The following is a 1,027-nucleotide window of genomic DNA, read 5'->3' on the forward strand; positions in this document are numbered from 1 at the left end:
CAGGTTCGTGGAAAGGACGAAGGCCCAATGGACAGCATAGCAGAGCAGGCCGTGTGCACGGCCGCGGCAGGAGAGATGCCGAAGTTCGCAGACGGGAGCATCAACCTCCAGGAGCTCTTCCGCCAGCTGGCGGAGTCGGTCATTAATGCCGTGATGGATGCGGAGGCCGAGGAGATGTGCTCGGCCTCCGGCAACAGCAGGAACGGCTACAGGCCGAGGACCCTCAATACCTGCGTGGGGATGCTGAACCTGAGGATACCGAGGTTCAGGAAGGGAAGCTTCTTCCCCGACGACATCCTCGAGCGCTACCAGAGGACCGACAGGGCGCTCATAGCGGCCGTGGCGGAGATGTACGAGACCGGCACGAGCACGAGGAAGGTCCAGAGGATAGCCGAGAGGATGGGCATAGACAGGCTCTCGAAGGACCAGGTGAGCTCGATTGCCAGGAGCCTCGATGCGGATGTCGAGGAGCTGCTGGCACGTCCCCTGGGAGGGCTGGACATGCCCTACATCTGGCTCGATGCCACCTACGTGAAGTGCAGGAGGGAGGGGCACGTCTCCTCCACGGCCATCGTCACGGCCATAGGCTGCGATGCGGACGGCTGGAGGCACATCCTGGGGCTTGCGGTCGTCGACACCGAATCGCACGCATCCTGGAAGGAGTTCCTGGAAAGGATACGCGAGAGGGGCGTGGAAGGCGTCCAGCTGGTCACGAGCGATGCCCATGAAGGCCTGAAGCGCGCCATATCGGAGGTGTTCCTCGGCGCTGCATGGCAGAGGTGCGCCGTCCACCTCATGAGGGACTGCATAGGGGCTGCAGGATCGAGGGCCCTCAGGAGGCGCGTCGCCAGGATCATGAAGCCCGTCTTCAGGGCGAAGGAGGCAGACCAGGTGCGCGCCCTCTACCACCTCGCAGCGGAGATGCTCGAGGAATGCTGCCCGAAGGCGGCGGAGATCTGGGAGGAGGCGGAGGCCGATGCCCTAGCCTATCTGGACTTCCCCGCATCGCACTGGAAGCGCCTGCGCA

The 1,027-nt window shown here is 64.1% G+C and carries 1 protein-coding gene; it reads left to right on the plus strand.

Going from position 1 to position 1,027, the window contains the following annotated elements; translation table 11 throughout:
- Positions 1-27 precede the first annotated feature (27 nt).
- Positions 28-1,027: IS256 family transposase (locus ABVS03_RS11545; RefSeq protein WP_368019218.1), on the plus strand; the 1,000-nt coding region annotated here is incomplete at its 3' end.

Source organism: Olsenella sp. AGMB03486 (assembly GCF_040884255.1).
Lineage (GTDB): Bacteria > Actinomycetota > Coriobacteriia > Coriobacteriales > Atopobiaceae > Olsenella_L > Olsenella_L kribbiana.